Here is a 20,865-nt window from a genome sequence, read left to right as displayed (position 1 = left end):
GATATTTGGAGACTTAAGACATTGCAGCGCGGCGGCACTCTCAGCACTCGGGCAGGTTGACCGCGAGGCCCCCGAGGCTGGTTTCCTTGTATTTGTGAGACATGTCGATCCCGGTCTGGCGCATGGTTTCGATGCAATTGTCCAGCGGCATGAGATGCGTGCCATCCCCGCGCAAGGCGAGCGAGGCCGCGGCCACCGCCTTGATCGCGCCGAGGCCGTTGCGTTCGATGCACGGGACCTGCACCAGCCCGCCCACCGGGTCGCAGGTCATGCCGAGGTGATGCTCCAGCGCGATCTCTGCAGCGTTTTCCACCTGCGCATTCGATCCGCCCAGCGCGGCGCAGAGCCCGGCGGCAGCCATGGCCGCGGCGGAGCCGACCTCACCCTGGCAGCCCACCTCGGCGCCGGAGATCGAGGCATTGTGCTTGATCAACCCACCGATCGCAGCAGCCACCAGCAGGAACTCGCGCTCACCTGCTTCGGTCGCGCCGATGCAGTGGTCGCGGTAGTAGCGCAGCACCGCCGGGATCACCCCGGCTGCCCCATTGGTCGGTGCGGTGACGACCTGCCCCCCGGCGGCGTTTTCCTCGTTCACCGCCATGGCGTAGACGCAGAGCCAGTCATTGACCTCATGGGGCTGCGAGAGGTTGAGCCCCTGCCCCGCCTTCAGTGCCTCGTGGATCCCGTGGGCGCGGCGCTTGACCGAGAGCCCGCCGGGCAGGATGCCGGTCGTGCCTAGCCCCCGATCCATGCAGGCGAACATCACGTCGCGTACCCGGGCGATCGCCGCATCCGGGTCGCCATGGACGCGCTCATTGGCATGCTTCATCTCCGAGATCCGTTTATCCGAAGCCGCGCCCATCTCGAGCATCTCCGCCGCCGAGCCAAAGGGATAGGGATATCCCTGCGCGGCCTTCTCGTCATGAAACGCCTCTGCCCCGCCATGATCCGCCGCCGCGATCTCGGAGCCGCGCAGGACAAAGCCCCCGCCGACCGAGTAAAAGACCTCCTCCATGTAGAGGGCACCGGTCTGGTCATAGGCCCGCAGGACCATGCCATTGGCATGGCCGGGCAGGGTCGTGTCATAGTCAAACAGCACGTCCCGTTCCGGGTGAAACGCAAGCTCCGGCAGGGCGTCGGGGCGTACCTGCCCCTCGGCGCGCATGGCCGCCAGCGCTGCCTCCGCCGCGACAGGATCCAAGGTTTCCGGCACGAAGCCCGCAAGCCCGAGGCAAACCGCCCGATCCGTGGCATGCCCCTTGCCGGTGAAGGCGAGCGAGCCATGCAGCGTGGCCTGCAGGGCGGCCACGGTTCCCGCCCCGGGCTCCTTCTCGCGCCCCCCACGCAAATCGTTGAGGAACATGGCGGCGGCCACCATGGGCCCCATCGTGTGCGAGCTCGACGGGCCGACCCCGATCTTGAAGATATCGAAAATGCTCAGAAACATGGGCGCCCTCCCTCGGTCCTTACCTAGTGCGCCACGGGGCAGATCCACCGCCCCTGTGCGACATGGTTTTCCGGATCCCGACACGCGCGCCCTGGAAACAAGGCGGGTCCGCCCGGTGCGACAGCACCGGGCCACGCCCAACGGGAGGCGCTGCGCCGCATGGCGCGGCAACGACGGGCGGGAGCCCCCCGAACCCTATTCCGCGGGTTCCGCGTAATCCTCCACCGGCGGGCAGGTGCAAACGAGGTTGCGGTCGCCAAAGGCATTATCGACGCGGTTCACAGGGGGCCAGTACTTGTCCACCCGGAACGCACCGGGCGGGTAGCAGGCCTGCTCCCGGCTGTAGGGCCGGTTCCACTCCCCCACCAGATCCTCCACCGTGTGAGGCGCGCGTTTCAGCGGGTTGTTCTTGGCATCGAGGGTCCCGGCGGCAATCGCGTCCGTCTCCTCGCGGATCGTCAGCATCGCGTCACAGAACCGGTCGAGCTCGGCCTTGGGCTCACTCTCGGTCGGCTCCACCATCAGGGTGCCTGCCACGGGCCAGCTCATGGTGGGCGCGTGAAAACCGCAATCCATCAACCGCTTGGCCACATCCTCGACATTGACCCCCGCGATCTTGTCCAGAACCCGCGTGTCCAGAATGCACTCATGGGCCACCCGCCCCTGATCATTGGCATAGAGGATCGGGAAGCCCGCGCTCAGTCGCTTGGCCATGTAATTCGCGTTCAGGATCGCGACCTTGGTGGCCTGTGTCAGCCCGGCCCCGCCCATGAGCAGGCAATAGGCATAGGAGATCGTCAGGATCGACGGGCTGCCATAGGCCGCCGAGGCCACCGCCCCCACATCGCCAAACCCGGCGCCCTCGCGCGTGATATGACTGGGCAGATGCGGCGCCAGATGGGCCTTCACGCCAATCGGGCCCATGCCCGGGCCGCCCCCGCCATGGGGGATGCAAAAGGTCTTGTGCAGGTTGAGATGGCTCACATCCCCGCCCAGATCCCCCGGCGCCGAGAGGCCGACCATGGCATTCATATTGGCCCCGTCGATATAGACCTGCCCGCCATGGGCATGGGTGATCTCGCAGACCTCGCGCACGGTTTCCTCGAACACGCCATGGGTTGAGGGATAGGTGATCATGCAGCCCGCAAGCGCGTCGGAATGCAGTTCGGCCTTGGCGCGGAAATCCTCGAGATCGATATCGCCATTCTCAGCCGATTTCACGACGACGACCTTCCAGCCGACCATCTGGGCGCTGGCCGGGTTCGTGCCATGGGCCGAGGTCGGGATGAGGCAGATATTCCGCTCGGCCTCCCCCCGTGCACGGTGATAGCCGCGGATCGCCAGCAGGCCCGCATACTCGCCCTGCGCGCCCGAATTGGGCTGCATGGACATGGCGTCATAGCCCGTCACATCGCAGAGCATCTGCGACAGCTCGGTGATCATCTCGGCATACCCTGCGGCCTGATCCGCCGGGGCGAACGGGTGCAGATTGGCAAATTCCGGCCATGTCAGCGGCAGCATCTCGACCGTGGCATTGAGCTTCATCGTACAGGAGCCCAGCGGGATCATCGCCCGGTCCAGCGCCAGATCCCGATCCGCGAGCCGCCGCATATAGCGGGTCATCTCCGCCTCGGCGCGGTTCATGTGGAAAATCGGATGGGTCATGTAGCTGCTCTCGCGCAGCATCTCCTGCGGCAGGTGATAGACCATCCGCGTCTTGTCATAGGTCATGTCCACCGCGCCAAAGGCGCGCCAGACGGCCTCCACGGTGCTGCCGAGGGTCAGCTCGTCGAGCGTGATCCCGATCCGGTCGGTCCCGACCTTGCGCAGGTTTACCCCCTCGCGCAGGGCCGCGGCCAGGATCACCCCCTGCATCGCGCCGACCTTGACGGTGATCGTGTCGAAATAGTCCTTGGGCGCGACCTTGAAGCCGAGCTCGGTCAGCCCGTCCGCCAGTCGCGCGGTCTTGCGATGCACGGTCTGGGCGATGGCCTTGAGCCCGTCCGGCCCGTGGAAGACACCGTACATGGACGCCATCACCGCCAGCAGGGCCTGCGCGGTGCAGACATTGGAATTGGCCTTCTCGCGGCGGATATGCTGCTCGCGGGTTTGCAGGGAAAGGCGGTAGGCCTTGTTGCCCCGCGCATCCACCGAAACGCCGATGATCCGCCCGGGCATGGCCCGTTTCAGCGCTTCGGCGCAGGTCATGTAGGCCGCGTGCGGCCCGCCAAAGCCCATGGGCACGCCAAAGCGTTGGGTCGAGCCGATGGCGATATCCGCCCCCATCTCGCCCGGGGATTTCAACAGGGTCAGCGCCAGCGGATCGGCCGCGACGATGGCCAGCGCCTTGACCGCGTGCAGCGCCGCGATCTGTGCGCTGTAGTCGCGCACATGGCCATAGCTGCCGGGGTATTGGAACAGCGCGGCAAAGACCGCCTCGGGGTCCAGCGCGTCCACAGACCCGACAATCACCTCGATCCCGAGCGGTTCGGCCCGGGTGCGGATGACCTCGATGGTCTGGGGATGGCAATCCTCGGCCACGAAGAAGCCTGTTGCCTTGGACTTGGAGGCGCGCTGCGCCATGGCCATGCCCTCGGCCGCCGCCGTGCCCTCATCGAGCAGCGAGGCATTGGCAATCGGCAGGCCGGTCAGATCCGCCATCATGGTCTGGAAATTCAGCAGCGCCTCGAGCCGGCCCTGGCTGATCTCGGGCTGATAGGGGGTATAGGCGGTATACCAGGCCGGGTTTTCGAGGATGTTGCGCAGGATCACCGGCGGCGTATGCGTCCCGCAATAGCCCTGCCCGATCAGAGAGGTCAGCACCGTATTCTTATCCGCCAGCTCCCGCATCCGGTGCAGGGTGTCCCGCTCGCTCAGCGCCGGGCCAAAGGCCAGCGGATCGCGCCGCCGGATCCCCTCGGGCAGGGCCTCGTTGATCAGCGCTTCGAGCGAAGGCACGCCCAGCACCGCAAGCATCTGTGACATCTCCTTGGGGGAGGGTCCGATATGGCGGCGATTGGCGAAATCATAGGGCGCGTAGTCCGTCAGCGAAAAACCCATCTTGGTCTCCTTGCGGTGGGCGGCAGGGCCAGAGGCGGGGTGCGGGACCGCCTCCGGCGGGAGTATTTTCAGAACAATGAGGCGGCGTTACTCGGTCAGCGCGGCATAGGCATCGGCGTCGAGCAGCTCAGAAAGTTCGCCCGCATCGGTCAGCTTGATCTTGTAGAGCCAGGACGCGCCCTCGGGATCCTCGTTGAGATCTGCAGGCGCCTCGACCAGCGCCTCATTGGCCTCGACAATCTCGCCGGTGACGGGGGCGAAGATATCCGAGGCGGCTTTCACGCTCTCGACCACACCGATCTCGTCGCCCTTGGCAAAGGTCTCGCCCACGGGTTGCAGCTCGACGAAGACGACCTCGCCCAATTGCTCGGCGGCATGCTTGGTGATGCCGATCGTGGCCATATCCTCCTCGACCTCGATCCATTCATGGTCATCGGTGAAATAGATGGTGGGCATCGTCTTGGCCTTTCAACGTTTGTAGCGGTGCGGAACAAAGGGAAGCGGGGTGACCGTGGCGGGCTTGGGTTTGCCGCGCAGGATCACGTGAAGCGCGGTGCCCGGGGCGGCATGGTCCGCCGCCACATAGCCCATGGAGATCGGGGCCTGCAGCGTGGGTGAAAACCCACCGCTGGTGACATGACCGAGCGCCGCGCCCCCGGGCGTCGTGATCTCGACCCCGGCGCGCACCGGGGCGCGGCCTTCGGGGCGCAAACCGACGAGTTGGCGGGCCGGGCCGGTTTCGGCCTCGGCGCAGATCCGGGTCGCGCCGGGAAAGCCGCCTTCGGCCCGGCGACGTTTCGGGATCGAGAAGCCCAGGCCGGCCTCCAGCGGCGAGGTGGACTGGTCGATGTCCTGACCGTAAAGCGGCAGGCCTGCCTCCATCCGCAGCGTATCGCGCGCGCCAAGCCCGGTGGGCACCGCCCCGGCAGCGATCAAGGCGCGCGCGAAGGGATCGGCGGCCTCGGCTGGCAGCGAGATCTCGAACCCGTCCTCGCCCGTATAGCCAAGCCGCGAGACACGGAGGATGTGCCCCTCCCACGCATGTTCGCAGGACTGCATGAAGCGCAAGTCACCGGCATTGGGCAGCAGCGGCGCGACGATATCCGCCGCCTCCGGGCCCTGAAGCGCCACCAGCGCGCGGCTTTCGAGCTGGTGGAGCGTGCAATCGGGCAAGCCATGGCGCAGGAGCGCGACGTCCTGATCGGCCATGGCGGCGTTCACCACCACATAGAGCCCGGCTTCGGTCCGGGTCGCGATCAGGTCGTCATAGATCCCGCCCTCTGCCGTGGTGAGCTGGGTATAGCGCGCGCACCCCGGCGCGAGGCTGGTGATGCCCCCGGGGACGAGCCGCTCCAGCGCCGTGGCCGGGTCATCGCCAGTGATCTCGAGCTGGCACATATGGCTGACATCGAAGAGGGCCGCGCCCGTGCGGCAGGCCGCGTGTTCTGCCATGATCCCGGTGGGGTATTGCACGGGCATCTCCCACCCGGCAAAGGGGACCATCTTGGCTCCCAGCTCTAGATGTAGATTGTGCAGGGGCGTCTGCTTCAACATGCGCGCAGTCCGGTCTGAGTCGTGGCCCGGAGGCCTTGCTTGTTTCCTATCGGAAACTTCGCCCGGGATGCAAGGATTTCCGGGGCTTGGGACCTGCGACAGTCTGGGCGCGGGGTGGCTTGCATCCCGGGCGCGTCCGCCGGATCCTCGGGGCTCAATTTGCCCCCCGGAGATCCCCATGACCGCTGTCTCGAAATCCTTCGGCACCACCGCGCAGGGCGCGCCCGTGACGGCCTATACCATCGGGTCAGAGGCGCTGCGCGTGACCGTTCTGAGCTGGGGCGCGGTGCTGCAGGATGTGCGCCTGAACGGGATCGCCCACAGCCTGACCCTGGGGACGGATCAGATCGCCGCCTATGAGGCGGGTATGATCAGTTTCGGCGCGTTGATGGGACCGGTTGCCAACCGGATCCGGAATGCGCGCGCGCCGATTGCCGGGGTGATGCATGCGTTCGAGGCGAACCTGCCGGGGGGGCATACCCTCCATGGCGGGAGCGCGGGCACGCAGGGCAGGGTCTGGGATCTGGTCGCGCAAGGTCCCGATCACGTGACACTGGAGACAGAGCTGCTCGACGGGCTGTCCGGGTTTCCCGGGCACCGCAGGGTGCAGGCGCGCTACCGGGTGACGGGCTGCGATCTGGACCTGGAGATCACCGGGACCAGCGATGCACCGACGCTGATGAACATCGCCAATCACAGCTATTGGAACCTGGATGGCACCGACCGGATCGACGGACACCGCCTGCAGGTGCATGCCGAGCGTTATACGGAGAGCGGGGAGGACCTGATGGTGACCGGCGCGCTCGGGAAGGTTGCGGGCACGCCGCTGGATTTCACCGAACCGCGCCCCTTCGCGCCCGGGCCGGACCGGCGCTATGATCTGAACTACGTGCTGGCCGAGGCGCGCCGCGGGCTCAGCCCGGCCTGCAAACTGACCGGGGCGTCCGGAGTGAGCATGGAGATGTTCACGACCGAGCCGGGGCTTCAGGTCTTCGATCTCGGGACCTTCGACACGGCGCCCTTCCCCGTGCATTCGGGGCGGATCGCGCCGCGGTTTTCCGCCATCGCGCTGGAAGCACAGGTCTGGCCGGATGCGGCGAACCATGCGGGCTTCCCCTCGCTCGAGATGGGCCCGGACGCACCCTACCGGCAACACACGCGCTGGCGCTTTGCGGGACCTTGATGAGATCGGTGGCCGGATCGGCCAAGGCCGATCCGGCGGACGCGCTGCGCACCCACCGAGGGGCGACACCCTGACCGGGTCTCGGACCAGCGCGGGTCCGCGCGCTCCACATGTGGAGCGCGCCCGGCAATCCTAGCGGGCCGCGCGGTACCAGGCCACGATGGCGGCCCGTTCCTGGGGCTCCATATAGCTCAGGTTCGCCGGGGGCATCGCGTGGCTGAGGCCCGATTGCAGGTACACCGCCTTGGCCTGTGTGGCGAGATCTGCCGCGCTTTCCAGCACCACGCCCTTGGGCGGCCAGTAAATCCCGTCCCAGCTCGGCTCTTTCGCGTGGCACATGGAGCACCGCCCGAGCACGATGTCATGCACATCCTCGAAGCCCTCGGCCTCGGCAAAGCGCATGGCCCCCGGGCTCAGCTGCGCCTCCCCCTCGGTCTCGGGCGTGCCAAGCACCGACAACCACACCGCGGCCATGAACAGCGTCACCGTGATCGCCCAGGTCCAGAGCGGCGGCTCGCCCCCCATATGCTTGGTGTTGAAGTAATGCCGGATCGTCACCCCCATCAGGAAGACCAGCCCCGCAATCAGCCAGTTATACTCGCTCGCAAAGGCCAGCGGGTAGTGGTTCGACAGCATCAGGAACAGCACTGGCAGGGTCAGATAGTTGTTATGGGTCGAGCGCTGCTTGGCGATCTTGCCGTATTTCGCATCCGGCTCCCGCCCGGCCTTGAGATCCTCGACCACGATCTTCTGGTTGCGGATGATCACGAAAAACACGTTCCCGCTCATGATCGTGGCGGTGAACGCCCCCAGATGCAGCAGCGCCGCACGACCCGTGAAGACCTGCGTATAGCCCCAGGCCATGATTACCAGCAGCACGAACAAGAGCACCATGAGCCGGGTGTTGTTCTCGCCGAACTTGCTCTTGCAGAGCAGATCATAGGCCATCCAGCCGAAGCCCAGCGAGCCCAGCGAGATCAGCACCGCCCCCCAGACCGGGATATCAGCCACATTCGGATCCACCAGATAGAGCTCGGCCCCCAGGTAATAGACCAGCACCAGCAGCACGAAGCCCGAGATCCAGGTGAAATAGCTTTCCCATTTGTGCCAGGTCAGGTGATCCGGCAACCGTTCCGGCGCGACCAGATACTTGGTCATGTGATAGAACCCGCCGCCATGGACCTGCCATTCCTCCCCATGGGCGAGCTTGGGCATGCCCTCGGCCTTGCGCAGGCCAAGATCCAGCGCGATGAAAAAGAAAGATGAGCCGATCCACGCGATCCCGGTGATCACATGGAGCCAGCGCACGGCAAATTCGGCCCAGGCCTCGAGAACTGCTAGATCATACATCGGGGGTCTCCTTCGGTCCGGGTCACTATACCCATGGCGATCTTTCTGATAATCGGAGAAATAGCCAAAGACCTTCAAACAGGCGCGAAGAATACCAATGATGTCGCTGAAGAACCTCGCCATGTTCGTGCGTGTCTACGAATTGGGCAGTATGTCAGCGGCGGCGCGGGATCAGCGATGCTCGCCCGCCGTGGCCTCCAGCCGGATTTCCGAGCTGGAGAAGTATCTCGGCGTGCGCCTGTTCAACCGCACCACCCGCACCCTGCGGGCCACGGAGCATGGCAAGATCTTCTATCAGGGCGCGCGCAAGGTGACCGAGGCGCTGGCCGAGGCCGAGGCTGCGGTGATGGAAACCAGCCAAAGCCCGCGCGGCTCGATCTTCGTGGCGGCCCCGCTGGGGATCGGACGGCGGCTGGTGGCCGCACAGATCCCGGCCTTCAAGGACCTCTACCCCGAGATCGACGTGCGCCTGCGCCTGTCGGACCGCAAGCTCGACCTGACCGCCGAGGGGCTGGACATGGCGCTCCATATGGGGCCCCTGCCCGACAGCGATCTCAAGGTGCGGATGGTGGCGGAATGTCCCCGGGTGCTGGCGGCCTCGCCCGCCTATCTCAGCCGCCGGGGCACGCCGCTCGACGGGGCGGCGCTGGTGCAGGACCGCCATGACTGCCTGATGCTCCGCTTCCCCGGGGCAACCGAGTTCCAGTGGACCCTGATGACGCAAACCGGGCCGAAACGCTTCGACATTGCGGGGCCGTTCGAATCCGATGACGGGGATGTCCTGACCGATTGGGCGCTGGCCGGGCGCGGCATCATCCTGAAACCCGCCTTCGAGCTGGCCGAGCATCTGCGGGCCGGGCGACTTGTCCCGGTCTGCGAAGACACACCCCCCGCCCCGGTCCCGCTGGCCTGGCTGTTTCCCCACCGGCGGTTCACGGACCCCAAGGTGCGCCTGTTCTCGGACTACATGACAAGGCAATGCCGCGCGGCCATCAGCGGCCCGACCGCCAGCGCCCCGGTCTGACCCGGCATCGGGCACGGCCCTGCCATGCGCAGTCTCAGGAAATCCTCAGACACCCCTCAAGCAGCGGATCCCCGCGCCCCGCTAAGCAGGCCGCGCAGGCGCCATACGGGATGGCGCCCTCCTTGAGGACAACATGTATGAAGATGAATATCGTGTTCGCCGCCTTCCTTGCGACGATCCTGGGGCTCGACCTGGCTCAAGCGGCATCGGTCACCCTCACCAGCACTGCGGGTTTCGGGGCCCAATCGGATCCGTCCCGCCAGAGCTTTGCCGACGGCACCTCCAACGGTCAGACGGACTCGACCGTGACAGACCGAGCAGGCGCGCAGTTCAGCACCTCGCTCGCCACGTTTCAGGCCAATGGCGATGACCTGTTCGCGGCCACACGAGTGGTCCGCCCCGAGACCGGGATCACCGCAAGCCAGACGGCTTCGGGCCGCGGCGAGGCCGAGCGCACGATCCGCGTCGCCACCGCGGGGACCCTGCGGATCGAACTGCGGGTTTCGGGTTTCTACAGCATCACGGCGACGGCTCCCGGGACCGATCCCTTCGCCGCCTTCATGGCGGATCTCGACGTCTCGAAAAACGGCATGCCGGCGGTGTCAGACAGCTTTGGCTTGTCCAGCAATGCCGGCCCCCCGGACCTGACATTCGCGGAACGGCTGAGCACCGAGATCGCGGTCGAGGCCGGGGATGACCTCACGATCTACACCGGGGTCTGGGTCGCCGCGGGCGCGACGCGCCAGATCCCGGCCTTTCTGGATGTGCAGGCCAATATGGACAGCGTCTTCAGCATAACGACCCTTGATGGTGCGACCCTCGGCACGGGCACGGTTGCGCCGGTGCCGCTGCCGCCGAGCCTGGCAATGCTCGGTCTCGGCCTAGCGGGTCTGACCGGATATCGCCGGGCGCGCCGCCAAAGCTGAAACGCAAGAGACGGGCCAGCCCCTGCGGGGTGTGCTCCGAGTGCCAGCGGGTCCGCGTTGGCGGGCCCGGTGGTCAGCTGCCCCGATAGGTCGAAAAGCTGAAGGGCGAGAGCAGCAGGGGCACATGATAATGGGCCGCGCCATCGCTCATGCCGAACCGGATCGGGATCTCGTCGAGAAAGAGCGGCTCCGCCCCGGCCTGCCCGGTCTCGCGCAGGTAGTCGCCCGCGTGAAAGACCAGCTCATAGGTGCCGGTGGCAAAGCTCTCGGCGGGCAGGATCGGCCCATCCGTACGCCCGTCGCTATTGGTATGTTTGGCCGCGATCACCTCGCGCGTGGTCCCGTCCAGCCGATAGAGCACGATGTGCATCCCCTCCGCCGGAACACCCCGCGCAGCGTCGAGCACATGGGTTGTCAAATAGCCTGTTTCTTGCGCCATCACGTTCCCTTTCGTCTGATCCTTTGGCAGGGCTCGGCCAAACCTGCCGAAAAACTGCGCGAATGCCTATGGATTAGGTCTTTCAAAGTTTTATTGAAAAACACGCCGATTGTTTTGCATTAGAAGCAATTCCATCAGCGAGGGGAAACAAAAAACGTGAACCGCTATCCGCGTGACATGCAGGGGTATGGACAGACCCCACCGAACGCCCAATGGCCGGGCGGGGCGAAAATCGCTGTCCAGTTCGTCATCAACTATGAAGAGGGCGGCGAGAACTGCATCCTGCATGGGGATGCGGCCTCCGAGGCCTTCCTGTCCGAGATCGTCGGGGCCGCCGCCTGGCCCGGGCAACGCCATTGGAACATGGAGTCGATCTATGAATACGGCGCGCGCGCCGGGTTCTGGCGACTGCACCGGATGTTCACCGCCGCCAATGTGCCGGTGACCGTCTACGGCGTGGCCACCGCGCTTGCCCGCGCGCCCGCGCAGGTCACCGCGATGCAGGATGCGGGATGGGAGATCGCCTCCCACGGGCTGAAGTGGATCGAATACAAGGACTATGCTCCCGAGGACGAAGCCGCCGACATGGCCGAGGCCATCGCCCTGCACCGCGAGGTGACCGGCGCGCGGCCCACGGGCTGGTACACGGGGCGGTGTTCCGAGAACACCGTGCGGCTCGTGGCCGAGGAAGGCGGGTTCGCCTATGTCTCCGACAGCTATGCGGATGACCTGCCCTACTGGGTCCGCTACGGCGATCAGGATCAGCTGGTCATCCCCTATACGCTCGACGCCAATGACATGCGCTTTGCCACGCCGCAGGGCTTCAATTCCGGCGATCAGTTCTACGCCTATCTCAAGGACAGCTTCGACGCGCTCTATGCCGAGGGGGCCGCGGGGACGCCGCGCATGATGTCCATCGGGCTCCATTGCCGCCTCGTGGGGCGGCCCGGGCGGGCCCAGGCCCTGCAGCGCTTCATCGAGTATGCCCAGTCCCATGCGGATGTCTGGTTCGCCCGGCGCATCGACATTGCCGAGCACTGGCACGCGACCCACCCGGCGCCCGCGCCCTGGGATCGCCCCTCCGACATGGATCGGGAGGCTTTCGTCGCCGCCTACGGCGGGGTATTCGAGCACTCCCCCTGGATCGCCGAGCAGGCCTGGGAGGGCGAGTTGAGCGCCGTCCATGACACCGCAGGCGGGCTGCACAACGCCCTCGCCCGGAAGTTCCGCGCCGCCGATGACACCGCCCGCCTCGGCGTGCTGCGCGCCCATCCGGACCTCGCCGGAAAACTTGCCGCCGCCAAGCGCCTGACGGCAGAGTCCACCGCCGAGCAGGCCGGGGCCGGGCTCGACGCGCTGACCGACGCCGAGCGCGCGACCTTCAGCGATCTCAACACGCGCTACACCGACCGCTTCGGCTTTCCCTTCATCATCGCGGTCAAGGGGCTGAGCAAGGACGACATCCTGAGCGCCTTCCAAAGGCGGATCGAGAACACACGCGACACTGAATTTGAAACCGCATGCCAGCAGGTGGAACGCATCGCGCGCCTGCGCCTGCAAGACATGCTACCGGAGTAACCAAGAATGAGCCCTGAGCAACAGGACCCCAATATCCCCCTTTTCGTACGAACAGGCATCAACCTCGCCTCCGCCGGGTTGGGCGCACGCGCGCTCTATGCCTCTGACGAGTTTTTCGCCCCGCTCAACCGGATGCTGCAGGACCAGCCGGCGATCTTCATCCCCGACAAGTTCGACGCCCATGGCAAGTGGATGGACGGATGGGAAACCCGCCGCCGTCGCGGAGGCGGGCATGACCTGGCGGTGGTCTCGCTCGCGGCGCCGGGCCGGATCCTCGGCTTTGACGTGGACACCTCTCACTTCACCGGCAACTACGCCCCCGCCGTGATGATCGAGGCGGCCAATTGCGACGGCGACCCCACCGACGAGACCCGCTGGATCGAGGTGCTGCCGCACAAGGCCCTCGGCGCTTCAGCGCATCACTATTTCAACTGCAAGAGCTTCGAGAGCTGGACCCATCTGCGCATCCATATCTTCCCCGATGGCGGGGTGGCGCGTCTGCGGGTCTATGGCATCCCCGAGCTCGACCCGACCGAGGACGGGCAGGATATCGAGCTCTCGGCGGCCCTGAACGGCGGCCGGATCCTGAGCTTCTCGGATGCCCACTACGGCGACTACATGCGGCTGCTCGCCCCCGGGCGCGGGGTGAATATGGGCGATGGCTGGGAAACCCGCCGCCGCCGCACCCCGGGCCATGACTGGATGGTCATCGCGCTGGGGGCCAAGGGGCGGGTCAATCGCTGCGAGATCGACACGGCCCATTTCAAGGGCAACTTCCCCGACCGCGCCTCGATCCAGGCGGCGGATCTGGCGGTGTTCGGCGACGGGCTGACCGATGCCATCGTCACGGATTCGATGTTCTGGCACACGCTCCTGCCCGAGGTGAAACTGACCGCCGATACGATCCATGAGTTCACCAGCGAGCTCGCCGATCTGGGCGCGATCACCCATATCCGCTTCAACATCTTCCCCGATGGCGGGGTCAGCCGGTTGCGGCTCTTTGGACGGCCCGAATGGTCGCCGGGCTCGATTTGAGCGGGCGGATCACCGCACAGCCCCTGACGGCGGCGCGGTTCGCGGCCTTTGGCGACGTGCTGGAGGTGGCGGGCGCGCCGGACAAGCTGATCAATCAGGGGCTCTGCGGGCGACATCATGACCGCGCAACGCTCGATTTCGGACCTGAGGGCCGCGCGGGGATCAGCCTGTTTGACGCCGAGCCCCGGGCGCTGCCGCTCAGGCTCGACATGGTGGAGCGGCACCCGGAAGGCTCACAGGCCTTCATCCCCATGGGCGGCGACCCGTTCCTGGTCGTGGTGGCCCCGGATGACGCGGGCCGCCCGGGTCGGCCCGAGGCATTCCTGACCGCCCCCGGTCAGGCCGTGAATTATCACCGAAATACCTGGCACGGGGTGCTCACACCGCTCCACGCGCCCGGGTTGTTCGCCGTGGTCGATCGGATCGGATCCACGCCGAACCTGGAAGAACACTGGTTCGACACACCCTACGAGGTGGTTGCGCCGTAAATCCGCGCGACGGGGACGCCAGAAGCCCCGCCGCTCCATCAGGAAGGAAGAAAGGCCCCTCATGGCAGATACCTCCATTGGAACTCCCGCGCAGTTGCGCGACCCCAATTTCACCCCCCCGCTGGCCAAGGCCATCCCGCTGGGCATCCAGCATGTGCTGGCGATGTTCGTCTCGAACGTGACCCCGGCGATCATCGTCGCGGGCGCGGCGGGCTTCGGCTTCGGCTCGAACTCGCCGGATTTCCCGGAATTGCTCTACCTCATCCAGATGTCGATGCTCTTTGCCGGGCTCGCGACCCTGCTGCAGACCATCACGCTCGGCCCGGTCGGCGCGGCCCTGCCCATCGTGCAGGGGACAAGCTTTGCCTTCCTGCCGATCATGATCCCGCTGGTGGCGGGCAAGGGGGTCGATGCCCTCGGCGCGCTCTTTGGCGGCATCATCATCGGCGGGCTGTTCCATGCGCTGCTCGGGCTTGTGATCGGCAAGATCCGCTTCGCCCTGCCGCCACTGGTGACAGGCCTCGTGGTGACGATGATCGGCCTCGCGCTGGTCAAGGTCGGCATCCAGTACGCGGCGGGCGGCGTCCCGGCGATTGGCACGCCGGAATATGGCAGCCTGCTGAACTGGTCCGCAGCGCTCGTGGTGATCTTCGTGACCCTCGGGCTCAAGTTCTTCACCAAGGGGATGCTGTCGATCTCGGCGGTCCTGATCGGCCTGATCGTGGGCTATGTCTACGCCATCATGGTCGGCATGCTCAGCATCGACGCGATCACCGGCTCCTGGGAGCGGTCCGCCGCCTTCGCCCTGCCGCAGCCCTTCAAATACGGGTTCGAGTTCTCCTTCGCGGCCATCCTCGGCTTCTGCCTGATGGCCTTCATCTCGGCGATTGAAACCGTGGGCGATGTCTCGGGCATCACCAAGGGCGGCGCAGGCCGTGAGGCGACCGAGGACGAGATCAAGGGCGCGACCTATGCCGACGGCTTCGGTTCGGCCCTGGCCGGGATCTTCGGCGGCTTCCCGAACACCTCCTTCAGCCAGAATGTCGGCCTGATTGCGATGACCGGCGTCATGAGCCGCCACGTGGTCACCTGCGGTGCGATCTTCCTGATCATCTGCGGGCTCGTGCCCAAGGTGGGTGGCATCATCCGCACCGTGCCCATCGAAGTGCTCGGCGGCGGCGTGATCGTCATGTTCGGCATGGTCGTGGCCGCGGGCATCTCGATGCTCTCGGATGTGGATTGGAACCGGCGCAATATGGTGATCTTCGCCATCGCGCTCTCCGTGGGCCTCGGCCTGCAACTCGAGCCGGGCGCGGTGCAATACCTGCCCGACACCCTGCGCATCCTGATGACCAGCGGCCTCTTGCCCGCGGCGGCCATCGCCATCGCGCTGAACCTGATCCTGCCCGAAGAGCTTTCCGAGGAATCCACCGAGGAAGTCTCCGGCGGCCTGAAGGGCAACGCGAAGGGCTCCCTGCCCCGCTAACCAAAGGCGGGCGCGTCGATCCCGGCGCGCCCCCTCCCCCTTAAGTCTGCAAATATCCTCGCCGAAGGCGCACAGCCACCACAGGCGATCCCGCCCGCAGCGGGGCTCAAAACTTCGACATCCGGATCGCCACGTCGAGCATCCGGTTCGCGAAGCCCCACTCATTGTCATACCAGCCGAAGACCCGCACCATGCCGCCATCGCTGACCTGGGTCTCGGGCGTGGCCATGACGATGCTCTCGGGCCGCTGCCGCAGATCCGAAGACACCAGCGGCTTGCCGGTCACCCCGATGATCCCGCCCTCGGCCCCGCGCAGCACCGCATTGACCGCCCCACGGTCAGGGCCCTGCCGGGTCATCACGCTCAGATCCACCGCCGAGACGCTGGCCACCGGCACCCGCACCGCCGATCCCTGGATCCGCCCGGCCAGCCCCGGCAGCACCAGATCCGTCAGCGCCTGCGCACTGGTGGTGGTCGGCACCATGGACAGGGCCGCCGCCCGGCTCCGCGCCGGGTTGGCCATGGGCATATCCACCGTGGGCTGCGAGCCGGTATAGCAATGCACCGTGGTCATATGCCCGGTCTCGATCCCGAACGCCCCGTCGAGCAGCTTGACCAGCGGCGCCACGGCGTTCGTCGTGCAGGAGGCGTTCGAGACAATCCGGTGCTCGCGGCTCAAATCCGCGTCATTCGCCCCCAGAACCAGCGTCCAATCCGCCTCCAGTGAGGGCCCCGAGACCAGCACCCGGCGCGCCCCCGCCTCGAGCGCGCGCTCGGCAAAGGCCCGGTCCGAGCCGCGACCGGTGCATTCCATCACCAGATCCACGCCCGACAGATCGCGATCTCGCAGGTTCGCCACGGTGGAAAACGGAATGCGCCGCCCATCCACCACCAGCCCGCCATCCTCGGTCCGCACCTCACCGCGCCAGGGGCCGAAGACACTGTCATACTCAAAGAGATAGGCGCAGGTCTCCAGCGGCGCGATGTCGTTCACGCCGACAATCTGCAGTCCCGGCCAGCCGCCCCCGAGCCAGGCCCGCAAGACAGACCGACCGATCCGGCCAAAGCCGTTGATGATGACACTGTACTGACGCATGGGGGGCCTCCTCGCCCATGACATGACCCAAGCGCCCGCCCCGCGCAAGATCCAGTCCCGCGATCCCGCATGGAGCCAGATGCGGGTCCGAAGCCCACGCCCAGCCAGGCGGACCGCACAGAACAAAGGCATGTGCCCGCCAGCTCCTGCCCTGTATCGGGCGCAAGTTGGCATCAGGCGCAGACATGTCGCGGCTTGCGGACACAAAACCCGTTACAAAAGCCCTGCGCACTGACTTGCAGCGGCCACAGTCGCCAGAGTTAACCGAATTTCATCCACCTGGCCCGCCTCAGGTCTTCCCCATCGCCGAGCGGCGCTCCGTCACAACGCTTGGTCGCATATCGACCCATCAAGGGCCCACAGGGTCCACCATCCACAGGAGCGCCCCCATGTTCGCCTTTTCCCCGCAGCCCTGCACCTCGCTCCGCCTATGCGGCGTCCTCCTGGCGCTCCTCTCCCTCGCGACGCCCTTTTAGGCCACCGCGCAGAATATCTTTATTGGCTCTGGGGAGGTTCTTGAGACCACGGATGGCTTCCTTGCCGATACTCTCTCCATTGAGGGCGAGCTGATCAATAACGGAGGAATTTTGATCCTTCGGAAAACCGACAACTTCGGCGGAACGATCAGGAACAGAGATACGTTCATAGGCCTCGGCGACATCGATAACAGCTCCGGAACGATCACAAACGCGGGCACGTTTCAAAGCGGTGGCGACATCGATAACAGCCGTGGGACGATCACAAACAGTGGTTTGTTTGCAAGCGGCGGCGATATCAACAGCTCTTCTGGAGTGATCCAGAACAGTGGCACCTTCATCACTGGGGACATGGATACTGAGGGCGGAGAAATTGAGAATACCGGGATTTTTCACGTAGACGGCAATGTCACCGGAGTTGATTGAAACTTTCGACAAACCAAAGGTACCCTCATTCTCGAGGGCGACATGGAGCTGAACACCATTCGCATCGAAGGTGGAACGGTTGAGGTCAACGGGGGCTTTCTCAAAGCCGACCTCAGTCTCGCGTTTAACAACACCAGACTGTCGATCGGCAATGGGGACCGATCCTTGCTGATTGCGGGGAACTCTGGCAGCGCCGAGTCTGCCTCTTTCGCACAGGGATCTGTCGTCGACATTCTCCTTGATCCGACCGAGGATGGAGTTGCGCTTGAACTGGACGGAACACTGGCGATCTTGGATACGGTCACGTTTCAGATCGATTTCGTTGACGGCACAAATATCGAAGACGGGGATATCTTTGATCTGCTCACCGCGGACTTTATCTCCGGGTCCTTCGATGTCGCAGACATGTCCAACTTTGCCTTTCCCGACATTTTCGGGATCGACTGGAGCGTGTCCATCGTGAGCGATGGACACGTTACAAATCGCCAGATCCTGCGCGCCACGGCCACCGCCTCCGCCGTCGCCCCGGTCCCGCTGCCCGCGGGGGTCTGGCTGCTGGGCGCAGGTCTGCTGGGTCTTGCGGGCCTCAAGCGCCGCCGCGCGCCAGCCTGACCCCAAGCTCCGCGAAACTGGCGGGGATGTGCACACTTCAAGGATCCCGCCGCACCTGAAACAGGCTTGTCCTGGCGGACCCACCTCCTGCATACTTCGGTCCTGCAATGATCTATGCATTTGGCGCCTATCGTCTGGACACCGATCTGGGCGAGCTCCACGGCCCTCTTGGCGCCGTCGCGCTGGAGCCGAAATGCTTTGCACTCTTGCGCCATCTGGTGGTCAATCGCGCCCGCAGCGTGTCCAAGGACGAGATCTTCGAGGTGATCTGGCCCGGCGTCTTCGTCTCGGACGCGGCCCTGTCGACGGCGATAAAGCAGGTGCGCGCAGCCGTCGGCGATAGCGGGCAAGCGCAGGCGGTGATCAAGACCGTGCGCGGCTTCGGCTATCGGTTCGTTGCCGATGTGGAGCCTTAGGACACAGCCGTGCCGGCCACCCCTGCGCCCGAGCCGGGGGGGCCGACCGCGCCCCTTGACGGGGGACGGCCCACCATCGCCGTGCGGCCTTTTGAGCTTCTGGGCGCGGCCCCCTCGCAGCAGGCCATCGCCGAGGCCATCCCCGCCGAGCTGATCGCCTCGCTCTCGCGCTTGCACTGGCTCAATATCATCGCCCGGGCGCCGAGCTTTCAGATGCCCGAACCGGGCAGCTGGTCTGGACCGAACGGCTGGTCGGCGCGCGGGACGAGATCTATGACCTGCGCGCGCAGCTGGCCCGGGGCCTCGCGATCGCGCTGGAGAGCCGCCTGCCCAGCCACGAGGCCGAGAAACTGCGTCACCATCCCTCCGAGAGCATCGATGCCTGGGGGCACTACCATCTCGGGATCCGGCACATGTTCCGCTACAACCGCGCGGACAACCAGATCGCCGCCGGGCACTTCCAACGCGCCCTGTCGCTGGATCCGCACTGCGCCCGGGCCCATGCGGGACTGTCCTAAACGGAGTTTCAGACCGCGTTTCAGCATCTCGAGGGCGAGAGCGCGGCCCACACGCGCCAGGCCCTGCACCATGCGGCCAACGGGCTGCGCCATGACGAGCACGATCCCTTCTGCAACCTGATCTATGGCCGGGCCAAATGGCTCGAGGGCCACCCGGAGGACGGGCTCATCTGGGTCAAACGCGCTGTGGAGCTCAACCCGAACTCCGCCTTTGGCTACTACAACAGCGCGACCCTGCAGACCGTTCTCTGCGCGGGGAAGGACGCGGACCAGAACGTGGCGCGCGCGCTGTTTCTCAGCCCGATGGACCCGCATCTGCAATCGATGTTCGGCACGCGCGCGCTCGCGGCCTTCGTGACCGACGATCTGGCGGCTGCGATCCGGTACTCGGACCGGGCTGTCGCGGCGCCGAACCCGCATCTCTATGTCTTCATGATCGCGGCGGCGGTGTATAACCGGGCGGGCCATGAGGACAAGGCCCGCGCCTGCGTCGATCGGATCCGTGCACTGAACGCGCCCTTCGGCAAGACCGACTTCCTGACCCATTTCAACCTGCGCGACCCGGATCGGCTCGCCGCCCTGTCCGAGGCGTTCGACAGCCTGGACATCTGAGAGGGCGCGCGGGCCGGGATCAGACGGGCAGTGCGTCGGCGCTGTAGTGCTCGGCGAACCCCGCTGCGGGCGGGATCGGCCGGATCACGTCGATCAGCACACCATTGGGATCCCGCGTGATGAAATGGCGCTGGCCAAAAGCCTCATCCGTCAGGGTCTTGAGGATCGGCAAGCCCGCAGCCTCGGCGCGGGCGAATTCCGCATCCACATCTGCGACCTCGAAATTCAGGATAAGCCCGCCGACAACGCCCCGGCCCTCTTCCGGGATCGTCTCATGATCCGCTTGCAGGATGGCAAGGTTCACAGTCGGATCCTCGCAGGATTGCAGATGGCAGTACCAATCCGCCGCAAAGGCCTCGCGGAAACGGAAATGGTCAAGATAGAACGCCTTGGTCGCGGCGACATCGCGGGTCTGGATGACAGGGTAGTACTGGGTGCATTTCACGTTGCGTCTCCTTTCTTGCAAACATACAGTATGTATGTATCTGAACGATAAACATACAGGCTGTACGTATGCAAGAAGAAAAGCAGACGCGGACCAACAAGGCGCGCACCGAGGCCACGCGCGCCGCGCTGATCGCCGCCGCGCGACAAATGTTTTCCGAGAAAGGCTATGCCGAGACCTCGACCCCCGAAATCGTCCGGGCCGCCGGGGTGACACGCGGCGCGCTCTACCACCATTTCGAGGACAAGACCGCCCTCTTTCGGGCCGTCATCACCGAGGAATATCAGGCTGTCGCGGCCCAGATCACGGCTGAGGCCACCAGCCAGCCCGGTTCCACCATCGACGCCTTGCAACTGGGCAGTCGCGGCTATCTCGCGGCGATGGCCGATCCCGGGCGGGTGCGGATCATGCTGCGTGACGGCCCCGCGGTGCTCGGCCAGGCCGCGCTCGACACGATCGACCGCGAGACCTCGGCGGATGCGCTCCGCGCGGGCCTCGCCGCCGCCATGGAGGCAGGCGAGATCCGCACCCTGCCGCTCGACGCGCTGACCGTGCAACTCTCGGCGCTGTTTGACCGGGCGGCGCTCTCCGTGGCCGAGGGCGGCTCGGCCGAAGCCCATCTGCAGGTGATCGACGCGCTCCTGGCCACGCTCAAATGACCCGCCCCGCCGGAGCGGGACAGCGGGTCGCACCC

Annotated in this window: 21 protein-coding genes; 11 read left to right on the top strand and 10 right to left on the bottom strand. The window is 65.8% G+C overall.

The genetic code is table 11. The annotated features are described in order from the left end of the window. Nucleotides 1-40: 40 nt before the first annotated feature. The 4 genes from ACP15I_RS17630 to gcvT all read right to left on the bottom strand — a co-directional run bounded on the left by ACP15I_RS17630 (nt 41) and on the right by gcvT (nt 6,061). Nucleotides 41-1,447, bottom strand: coding sequence for an L-serine ammonia-lyase (locus ACP15I_RS17630; RefSeq protein ID WP_424976092.1), 1,407 nt, complete (start codon nt 1,445-1,447; stop codon nt 41-43). A 195-nt stretch (nt 1,448-1,642) separates the two neighbouring features. Next, nucleotides 1,643-4,507 (bottom strand): aminomethyl-transferring glycine dehydrogenase, encoded by a 2,865-nt coding sequence (gene gcvP / locus ACP15I_RS17625; protein ID WP_424976091.1) that lies wholly within the window; start codon nt 4,505-4,507, stop codon nt 1,643-1,645. A gap of 87 nt (nt 4,508-4,594) precedes the next feature. Then, nucleotides 4,595-4,963, bottom strand: coding sequence for a glycine cleavage system protein GcvH (gene gcvH / locus ACP15I_RS17620; RefSeq protein WP_424976090.1), 369 nt, complete (start codon nt 4,961-4,963; stop codon nt 4,595-4,597). Nucleotides 4,964-4,975: 12 nt separating this feature from the next. Beyond that, complete coding sequence (gene gcvT / locus ACP15I_RS17615; RefSeq protein WP_424976089.1) at nt 4,976-6,061, bottom strand: glycine cleavage system aminomethyltransferase GcvT; 1,086 nt, start codon at nt 6,059-6,061, stop codon at nt 4,976-4,978. Nucleotides 6,062-6,239: 178 nt separating this feature from the next. Between gcvT and ACP15I_RS17610 the strand changes: the two genes are divergently transcribed. Next, a complete protein-coding gene (locus ACP15I_RS17610) occupies nt 6,240-7,244 on the top strand; it encodes an aldose epimerase family protein (RefSeq protein ID WP_424976088.1) in 1,005 nt (334 codons plus the stop codon). A 132-nt stretch (nt 7,245-7,376) separates the two neighbouring features. Here the strand turns inward: ACP15I_RS17610 and ACP15I_RS17605 are convergent, their stop codons facing one another. Further along, a complete protein-coding gene (locus ACP15I_RS17605) occupies nt 7,377-8,594 on the bottom strand; it encodes a urate hydroxylase PuuD (RefSeq protein ID WP_424976087.1) in 1,218 nt (405 codons plus the stop codon). 97 nt (nt 8,595-8,691) lie between these two features. Between ACP15I_RS17605 and ACP15I_RS17600 the strand changes: the two genes are divergently transcribed. Both ACP15I_RS17600 and ACP15I_RS17595 read left to right on the top strand, forming a co-directional pair. Further along, nucleotides 8,692-9,618 (top strand): LysR substrate-binding domain-containing protein, encoded by a 927-nt coding sequence (locus ACP15I_RS17600; RefSeq protein ID WP_424965615.1) that lies wholly within the window; start codon nt 8,692-8,694, stop codon nt 9,616-9,618. A 137-nt stretch (nt 9,619-9,755) separates the two neighbouring features. After that, nucleotides 9,756-10,544 carry a hypothetical protein gene (locus ACP15I_RS17595; RefSeq protein ID WP_424976086.1) on the top strand — a complete coding sequence of 263 codons (789 nt, stop codon included), beginning with the start codon at nt 9,756-9,758 and terminating at the stop codon, nt 10,542-10,544. Nucleotides 10,545-10,617: 73 nt separating this feature from the next. Here the strand turns inward: ACP15I_RS17595 and uraH are convergent, their stop codons facing one another. Next, nucleotides 10,618-10,983, bottom strand: coding sequence for a hydroxyisourate hydrolase (uraH, locus tag ACP15I_RS17590; protein ID WP_424976085.1), 366 nt, complete (start codon nt 10,981-10,983; stop codon nt 10,618-10,620). 156 nt (nt 10,984-11,139) lie between these two features. Between uraH and puuE the strand changes: the two genes are divergently transcribed. The 4 genes from puuE (at nt 11,140) to ACP15I_RS17570 (ending at nt 15,570) form a co-directional block, all read left to right on the top strand. Beyond that, on the top strand, nt 11,140-12,561 hold the full coding sequence (puuE, locus tag ACP15I_RS17585) for an allantoinase PuuE (RefSeq protein WP_424976084.1): 1,422 nt from the start codon (nt 11,140-11,142) through the stop codon (nt 12,559-12,561). 6 nt (nt 12,562-12,567) lie between these two features. Continuing rightward, nucleotides 12,568-13,596, top strand: coding sequence for an allantoicase (gene alc / locus ACP15I_RS17580; protein WP_424976083.1), 1,029 nt, complete (start codon nt 12,568-12,570; stop codon nt 13,594-13,596). After that, a complete protein-coding gene (locus ACP15I_RS17575; protein ID WP_424976082.1) occupies nt 13,575-14,084 on the top strand; it encodes an ureidoglycolate lyase in 510 nt (169 codons plus the stop codon). Before alc ends, ACP15I_RS17575 begins: the two co-directional genes overlap by 22 nt. A gap of 61 nt (nt 14,085-14,145) precedes the next feature. Then, the gene (locus tag ACP15I_RS17570; RefSeq protein ID WP_424976081.1) at nt 14,146-15,570 is read left to right on the top strand and encodes a nucleobase:cation symporter-2 family protein; all 1,425 of its coding nucleotides are present in this window, start codon (nt 14,146-14,148) and stop codon (nt 15,568-15,570) included. A 106-nt stretch (nt 15,571-15,676) separates the two neighbouring features. Here ACP15I_RS17570 and ACP15I_RS17565 read toward each other — a convergent pair whose 3' ends face one another. Together ACP15I_RS17565 and ACP15I_RS17560 are read right to left on the bottom strand one after the other, a co-directional pair. After that, nucleotides 15,677-16,666 carry a type I glyceraldehyde-3-phosphate dehydrogenase gene (locus ACP15I_RS17565; RefSeq protein ID WP_424976080.1) on the bottom strand — a complete coding sequence of 330 codons (990 nt, stop codon included), beginning with the start codon at nt 16,664-16,666 and terminating at the stop codon, nt 15,677-15,679. A 428-nt stretch (nt 16,667-17,094) separates the two neighbouring features. Continuing rightward, nucleotides 17,095-17,580 carry a hypothetical protein gene (locus ACP15I_RS17560; RefSeq protein WP_424976078.1) on the bottom strand — a complete coding sequence of 162 codons (486 nt, stop codon included), beginning with the start codon at nt 17,578-17,580 and terminating at the stop codon, nt 17,095-17,097. Between the two features lie 30 nt (nt 17,581-17,610). Here ACP15I_RS17560 and ACP15I_RS17555 point away from each other — a divergent pair, with 30 nt between their 5' ends. Continuing rightward, the gene (locus ACP15I_RS17555; protein ID WP_424976077.1) at nt 17,611-18,180 is read left to right on the top strand and encodes a VPLPA-CTERM sorting domain-containing protein; all 570 of its coding nucleotides are present in this window, start codon (nt 17,611-17,613) and stop codon (nt 18,178-18,180) included. A gap of 107 nt (nt 18,181-18,287) precedes the next feature. Further along, the gene (locus tag ACP15I_RS17550; RefSeq protein ID WP_424976076.1) at nt 18,288-18,596 is read left to right on the top strand and encodes a winged helix-turn-helix domain-containing protein; all 309 of its coding nucleotides are present in this window, start codon (nt 18,288-18,290) and stop codon (nt 18,594-18,596) included. A gap of 209 nt (nt 18,597-18,805) precedes the next feature. On the opposite strand, the gene ACP15I_RS17545 is transcribed toward ACP15I_RS17550, so the two are convergent. Then, a complete protein-coding gene (locus tag ACP15I_RS17545) occupies nt 18,806-19,267 on the bottom strand; it encodes a hypothetical protein (protein ID WP_424976075.1) in 462 nt (153 codons plus the stop codon). Nucleotides 19,268-19,300: 33 nt separating this feature from the next. Here ACP15I_RS17545 and ACP15I_RS17540 point away from each other — a divergent pair, with 33 nt between their 5' ends. Further along, nucleotides 19,301-19,726: a hypothetical protein gene (locus tag ACP15I_RS17540; RefSeq protein WP_424976074.1), complete on the top strand. Its 426-nt coding sequence runs from the start codon at nt 19,301-19,303 to the stop codon at nt 19,724-19,726. 19 nt (nt 19,727-19,745) lie between these two features. Here the strand turns inward: ACP15I_RS17540 and ACP15I_RS17535 are convergent, their stop codons facing one another. Then, complete coding sequence (locus ACP15I_RS17535; protein WP_424976073.1) at nt 19,746-20,171, bottom strand: VOC family protein; 426 nt, start codon at nt 20,169-20,171, stop codon at nt 19,746-19,748. 68 nt (nt 20,172-20,239) lie between these two features. Between ACP15I_RS17535 and ACP15I_RS17530 the strand changes: the two genes are divergently transcribed. Beyond that, the gene (locus ACP15I_RS17530) at nt 20,240-20,830 is read left to right on the top strand and encodes a TetR/AcrR family transcriptional regulator (RefSeq protein ID WP_424976072.1); all 591 of its coding nucleotides are present in this window, start codon (nt 20,240-20,242) and stop codon (nt 20,828-20,830) included. The last annotated feature ends 35 nt before the right edge of the window (nt 20,831-20,865 follow it).

The sequence above is a fragment of the Dinoroseobacter sp. S124A genome (assembly GCF_049801015.1).
In the GTDB taxonomy this organism is placed as follows: Bacteria; Pseudomonadota; Alphaproteobacteria; order Rhodobacterales; family Rhodobacteraceae; genus Dinoroseobacter.
The sequence above is the reverse complement of the archived record's forward strand: the minus strand, read 5'-3'. Positions and strand labels throughout refer to the sequence as shown.